Source organism: Hyphomonas sp. (assembly GCF_046313735.1).
Taxonomy (GTDB): domain Bacteria; phylum Pseudomonadota; class Alphaproteobacteria; order Caulobacterales; family Hyphomonadaceae; genus Hyphomonas.
This window is the reverse complement of record NZ_JBKBXW010000053.1, coordinates 1-4,578: the sequence shown is the minus strand read 5'-3', so window position 1 is coordinate 4,578 and position 4,578 is coordinate 1. Positions and strand designations below refer to the sequence as shown.

The following is a 4,578-nucleotide window of genomic DNA, read 5'->3' as shown; positions in this document are numbered from 1 at the left end:
ACTCGCCCGAAAGGGCTGCGACTGGATCGTCGCGAATGATGTGTCCGGCGACGTCATGGGCGGCGCCGACAACGAGATCGCCCTGATCACACGCGAAGGCATAGAACGCTGGCCCCGGATGCCGAAAGACCAGGTCGCCGCCCGCCTCGCCGAAAAAATCGCGGACGCCTTCGCAGGCGATGACGCTGGCCTCCGCCTCGCAGCGGAATAACGGCCTCAGTCGTCCTTCATGAGCCCCGACAGGTGGCGCGGCAAATCCGTTCGATTGTGCAGGAAATCAATGATGATGACCTGCTCTTCCGCCTCCACAAAGACGATGAAGTGCTGCCCGGACCGCGCTAAGCGTAGGTCTTCGGGCAGATCCGGATCGATCAGGCGGCGGCAATCCTGAGTCAGCGCCGTGCCTGCAGCGATGTCCCGGCAGCAGGCGATGAGGTCCTCCTCATAGGCCTCTGCCTGACGGGGCCCGAAGGTCTCATGGGTCCAGTGGGCGATCTCGATCAGCGCCGCCTCGGCCCGCCGCGTCAGGCGCCAGGGCTTCGCCATCAGCGCCGTTTACGCGTGCCGGCAAAGGCCCGGCGAATGGCCGCTTCGCCGCTGCCCTCGGCCAGCTCGCCGCGCCGGGCTTCCTCAAGGCTGAGGGTCAGGCGCGCGCGCAGCGCCTCGATCTCGTCTTCCTCGCGCTCAAGCAGGCGCAGGCCCGCCCGCATTGCTTCAGACGCATTCTGATACCGGCCGGACGCGACCAGCCGGTCAATCATCTCTGATTGGGCATCGGTGAGGACAACATTCCGCGTGGCCATGCGCGCCTCCATTGGTCATTGGCAATATATGCCATAGGTGCGCTGCCGTCAAAAGCGCGGCCCGCTTGACTCCCCCGCAGAGTCTCCCCACCGCTCCCCGCATGACCGATGTGACTGTTCAGGTATTGCCGCTGCCCCATTTCGACGGGCTCGATCTCCCCGCTTACGAGACGGCGGGCTCAGCCGGCATGGACGTGCGCGCCGCCGTGCCCGAAGGCGACCCGATCACCCTCGCCCCCGGCGCCCGCGCGATGGTGCCGACAGGCCTCTCGGTTGCCATCCCCGAAGGTTACGAGATCCAGGTCCGCCCCCGCTCGGGCCTTGCCGCCAAACACGGCCTGACCTGCCTCAACACCCCAGGCACGATCGACAGCGACTATCGCGGCGAAATCAAGGTCATCCTGATCAATCTCGGCAGCGACGCCTTCACGATCCAGCGCGGTGAACGCATCGCCCAGCTCGTCCTCGCCCCGGTCACGCGCCTCGCCTGGAGCCAGGTCGAGGCGCTCGAGGCAACCGAACGCGGCGCCGGCGGCTTCGGCTCGACGGGGCGCTAAGCATTTCGGCCGCGCCGTCGATACCATGCCAGCGCGGCCGTCTCGGTAGCCGACACAAAAGGCGCCTTTCCGGCCACATACGCAGCGGGATCGGCGCCCGGCGCCAGAGCTAGCTGGGCTTTCAGATCCGAATAGGCCCCCGCGATTAGAGGATGGGCTTTCAGATAGTCCCGGAAAGCGATGTGACGCTCGACATGCGGTGATCCCGTTTCGAAAACATGCAGGTGGTGGGTCCGCCGCCCTGCAGGGTGCGTTTTGCGGAAATACCGCCGCCCCGGAATGCCGAACGCCCCCATCGCCTCATAGCCAAGAGCTTCCAGTGCGGGGGCAGCCTTGTCCATCCTCTGAAGAGAGTCAGCCGCTCCGAGCATATCGATAACGGGCTTGGCCAGAATTCCGGGAATGGCTGTGCTGCCGATGTGATTGATCGAAAGCGCTATGTCCGGCAGCGCCTGCGCGATGGCTACGGCCTCAGCTGCGAAAGCCTCAGGCCAGCCCGGATCGTAGGGAACAACCAAGGGTTCGTGCATTGTCGTCCCCATGGCCGCGCGAAGCGACACTTTATATTTTTCTGGGCCTACGCGATCAATTTTTCTTGAACATGGGGCCATCTTCCCCACATATTGAATATCAATAAGGAGGGAGGCGCTCATGGGCCCTGTTTTCTATATCTTTCTCGGCATCCTGATCGCCTGGTTCTTCATGGGCCGCCGGAGTTGCCGGCGCCGGACGCGGCTGGCCGGCCCGGATCCACGCCCGGATGGCCGCGATGAAATCATCGAGCGGCTGAACGAGCGGGTCCGCACGCTGGAGCGCATCATCACCGACCGCGACTGGCAGCTTCGCCGCGATATCGACGACCTCGACAGCTGATCTGGCCCCCATCGCGGCGCCGGGTTATACAACTCACTTATCTGCCATCAGGAGGCGATCATGGATGTGTTCACAATGGTCACGGTCATCGTGGTCGTCAGCATGGCGTACGCCGCCTATGAAGTGCACATGAAGGCGAAGACGAAACGCGCGCGTTCCAAGGAAGACGACAAGGAAAGCGCCGCCATGCGGGCCGATATCGACCGGCTCAAGGAGCGGGTCCGCGTGCTCGAAAAGATCGTCACCGATCAGGAACGCCAGCTCGCCGATGAAATCCGCCGCCTCGCCTGAGCGGCCCAATAACTGAAAACAAAGGACACGCGCATGGATCCCTTCACAATGGTCGTTGCGATCGTCGCCATCAGCGTCGGCGCCGGCCTGATCAACACCTGGCTCAAGCACCGCTCGAACAGCCGCCCGGATGAAGCCACGCTCGCAGAACTCGCCACCACAAAGCCGGACCTCACCCGCCTGAAGGACCGCGTACGCGTGCTCGAGGAAATCGTCACCGACAAGGAACGCCAGCTCTCCGACGAGATCCGCCGCCTCGGCTGAACTCTGCTTCAGAGCAGCGCGCCTTCATCTTTCCGGAACTTCGCCAGCAGATAGGCCGGCGTCTCCTCGATCTTGTCGAGCGCGCCAAACGCAAACGCCTCGCGGTCGAGCACAATGTCGCGCGGGCGCAGGGCGCGCGAGATTTCGAGCCCCTCCAGCGTCCGCGCACGCGAGAACGCAACATAAGCCTGGCCGTGCGCAAACATGCCGCTGTCAAAGTCGATGAATACCTGGTCCAGCGTCAGCCCCTGCGCCTTGTGGATCGTCACGGCATAGGCCAGCCGCAGCGGCACCTGCTTGAACGTGCCCACAACTTCGCGCTTCACCTTGTTGCTGCCGGTCTCGAAGCCGTAGCGGTATTTTTCCCAGGCCGTCGCTTCGATCTCGTAGATATGGTTGTCGATCGACACCATCACGCTGCGCGCGCCAAAGCCCTCCACCCGCGCGAGTGAGCCGTTCACCCAGCGCCCCTCGGCGTCGTTCTTGATCAGCATCACCCGCGCGCCGACCTTCAGCTCAAGGTCAGCCTCGGTCGGATAGCTCTTGTCATCGAACTGGCCCTGAACATCCGCCTTGAACACTTTTGCCTGGCCCGTCAGGCCCGCCAGCCGGGACTGGTTGATGCGAAACGCGTTGGCATTGTTCGGCGTCAGCACGACATGCGTTTCCGACGCGTCCGCCGCGCTGCGCGTCGAGACCAGCCGCTGCAGCAGCGCCTCATCCGCCGGTGTGACCCGCCCGGAGCGCAGCGCGCCCAGCAGCGTCAGGAAACGCGGGTCCTCCTGCCGGAACACATGTTTCAACGCCAGCAGGGAGAATTCCGCATCCCGGAACGCCGGCGCATTGAAGAAGTATGAGCCGCCATACCGCTGATGCAGGATCGGGCCTTCATCGGCGGAAACGACCGGCGGCAACTGGTGCAGATCGCCGGACAGGATCATCCGCACCCCGCCGAAGGGCCGCTTCGAGCCCCGGTTCAGTTTTAGGCTGTGGTCGATCGCGTCCAGCATGTCGGCGCGTACCATCGAGATCTCGTCGATCACCACGGTGTCCACCGTGCGCACGACGCGCGGGTTCGGCAGGCGGCGAATATCCTGTGGCTCGACCAGGCGCGGCGGCAGCTTGAAGAAGGAATGGATCGTCTGCCCGCCGGCATTCATTGCCGCAACACCGGTCGGCGCGAGCACGACCGCCTTCTCGCCGGCCTCGGCCAGGAACTTCTTCAACAACGTCGTCTTGCCAGTACCGGCCCGGCCCGTCAGGAACAGATTGCCCTGCGCCCCGGCGCCCCGGGCGACCCATTCAGCTGGCGCGGCATAGACCGTTTCCGGGGCAGGGACTGTCATGCCCTCAGGGGCCGACAAGACGCATCTGCCGCGCGCGCCCCACGCCGCCCGTACTGGCCACGACCTGCCAGCCCAGCGCCTCATAGGCGCGCCGGGCGACTAGGTTTTCCGTGTCGACGTCCAGGCTCAGTGGCCCATGAGCCTCCTGCCGGGCCACATGCAGCAGCCCCCGCGCCACGCCGCACAGCCGCCAGTCCTCGTCCACGAACAGATGGTCGATATAGTCTGCCGGCGGTTGCAGCGTCAGGAAGCCGATGATCCCGGCATTCGGCTCCTCGGCGATCCAGCCCGGCTGGCTCTCGAGCGCCCGGCGCAGGGCAAGATGCTGGCCGCGGTGCGATCCGCGCCAGGGCATGGTCAGCAGGCAGTCCGTGAAAATATCCCGGCAGCCAGCAATATCCGCTGCTTCCAGCGGCCTGATGCTCCATCCGGCTCCAAAGTGAA

9 protein-coding genes and 1 pseudogene are annotated in these 4,578 nt (G+C 64.7%); 5 read left to right on the top strand and 5 right to left on the bottom strand.

The features are described 5' to 3' along the window. A pseudogene (locus tag ACK4SV_RS15900) lies at positions 1–211 on the top strand (bifunctional phosphopantothenoylcysteine decarboxylase/phosphopantothenate synthase); the annotation flags it as partial. 5 nt (positions 212–216) lie between these two features. Here the strand turns inward: ACK4SV_RS15900 and ACK4SV_RS15895 are convergent. Then, positions 217–546, bottom strand: a complete 330-nt coding sequence (locus ACK4SV_RS15895; RefSeq protein ID WP_409918823.1) for a type II toxin-antitoxin system RelE/ParE family toxin — start codon at positions 544–546, stop codon at positions 217–219. Then, the gene (locus tag ACK4SV_RS15890; protein ID WP_409918822.1) at positions 546–803 is read right to left on the bottom strand and encodes a type II toxin-antitoxin system ParD family antitoxin; all 258 of its coding nucleotides are present in this window, start codon (positions 801–803) and stop codon (positions 546–548) included. Before ACK4SV_RS15890 ends, ACK4SV_RS15895 begins: the two co-directional genes overlap by 1 nt. Positions 804–904: 101 nt before the next feature. On the opposite strand from ACK4SV_RS15890, the gene dut reads away from it, so the two are divergent. Further along, positions 905–1,360, top strand: a complete 456-nt coding sequence (gene dut, locus ACK4SV_RS15885) for a dUTP diphosphatase (RefSeq protein WP_409918821.1) — start codon at positions 905–907, stop codon at positions 1,358–1,360. Here the strand turns inward: dut and ACK4SV_RS15880 are convergent. After that, on the bottom strand, positions 1,357–2,013 hold the full coding sequence (locus ACK4SV_RS15880; RefSeq protein WP_409918820.1) for a GrpB family protein: 657 nt from the start codon (positions 2,011–2,013) through the stop codon (positions 1,357–1,359). The genes dut and ACK4SV_RS15880 overlap by 4 nt on opposite strands. Here ACK4SV_RS15880 and ACK4SV_RS15875 point away from each other — a divergent pair. From ACK4SV_RS15875 to ACK4SV_RS15865, 3 genes are read left to right on the top strand one after another with little or no spacing between them, the layout of a single operon-like run. After that, on the top strand, positions 2,012–2,233 hold the full coding sequence (locus tag ACK4SV_RS15875; RefSeq protein ID WP_409918819.1) for a hypothetical protein: 222 nt from the start codon (positions 2,012–2,014) through the stop codon (positions 2,231–2,233). The genes ACK4SV_RS15880 and ACK4SV_RS15875 overlap by 2 nt on opposite strands. Before the next feature lie 60 nt (positions 2,234–2,293). After that, entirely contained in the window at positions 2,294–2,524 is a 231-nt protein-coding gene (locus tag ACK4SV_RS15870; protein ID WP_409918818.1) for a hypothetical protein, read from the top strand. 33 nt (positions 2,525–2,557) lie between these two features. Further along, complete coding sequence (locus ACK4SV_RS15865; protein WP_409918817.1) at positions 2,558–2,788, top strand: hypothetical protein; 231 nt, start codon at positions 2,558–2,560, stop codon at positions 2,786–2,788. An 8-nt stretch (positions 2,789–2,796) separates the two neighbouring features. Here ACK4SV_RS15865 and ACK4SV_RS15860 read toward each other — a convergent pair whose 3' ends face one another. Together ACK4SV_RS15860 and ACK4SV_RS15855 are read right to left on the bottom strand one after the other, a co-directional pair. Then, positions 2,797–4,134, bottom strand: coding sequence for an ATP-dependent RecD-like DNA helicase (locus ACK4SV_RS15860; RefSeq protein WP_409918816.1), 1,338 nt, complete (start codon positions 4,132–4,134; stop codon positions 2,797–2,799). 4 nt (positions 4,135–4,138) lie between these two features. Continuing rightward, positions 4,139–4,578, bottom strand: a 440-nt coding sequence (locus tag ACK4SV_RS15855; RefSeq protein WP_409918815.1) for an N-acetyltransferase family protein, incomplete at its 5' end; no start/stop codon positions are given.

Excerpts from the sequence above, each read along its gene's own strand:
- ACK4SV_RS15895 (WP_409918823.1), bottom strand. The coding sequence starts at position 546 with ATGGCGAAGCCCTGGCGCCTGACGCGGCGGGCCGAGGCGGCGCTGATC.
- ACK4SV_RS15860 (WP_409918816.1), bottom strand. The coding sequence starts at position 4,134 with ATGACAGTCCCTGCCCCGGAAACGGTCTATGCCGCGCCAGCTGAATGG.
- ACK4SV_RS15890 (WP_409918822.1), bottom strand. The coding sequence starts at position 803 with ATGGCCACGCGGAATGTTGTCCTCACCGATGCCCAATCAGAGATGATT.
- ACK4SV_RS15880 (WP_409918820.1), bottom strand. The coding sequence starts at position 2,013 with ATGAGCGCCTCCCTCCTTATTGATATTCAATATGTGGGGAAGATGGCC.
- ACK4SV_RS15865 (WP_409918817.1), top strand. The coding sequence starts at position 2,558 with ATGGATCCCTTCACAATGGTCGTTGCGATCGTCGCCATCAGCGTCGGC.
- dut (WP_409918821.1), top strand. The coding sequence starts at position 905 with ATGACCGATGTGACTGTTCAGGTATTGCCGCTGCCCCATTTCGACGGG.
- ACK4SV_RS15875 (WP_409918819.1), top strand. The coding sequence starts at position 2,012 with ATGGGCCCTGTTTTCTATATCTTTCTCGGCATCCTGATCGCCTGGTTC.
- ACK4SV_RS15870 (WP_409918818.1), top strand. The coding sequence starts at position 2,294 with ATGGATGTGTTCACAATGGTCACGGTCATCGTGGTCGTCAGCATGGCG.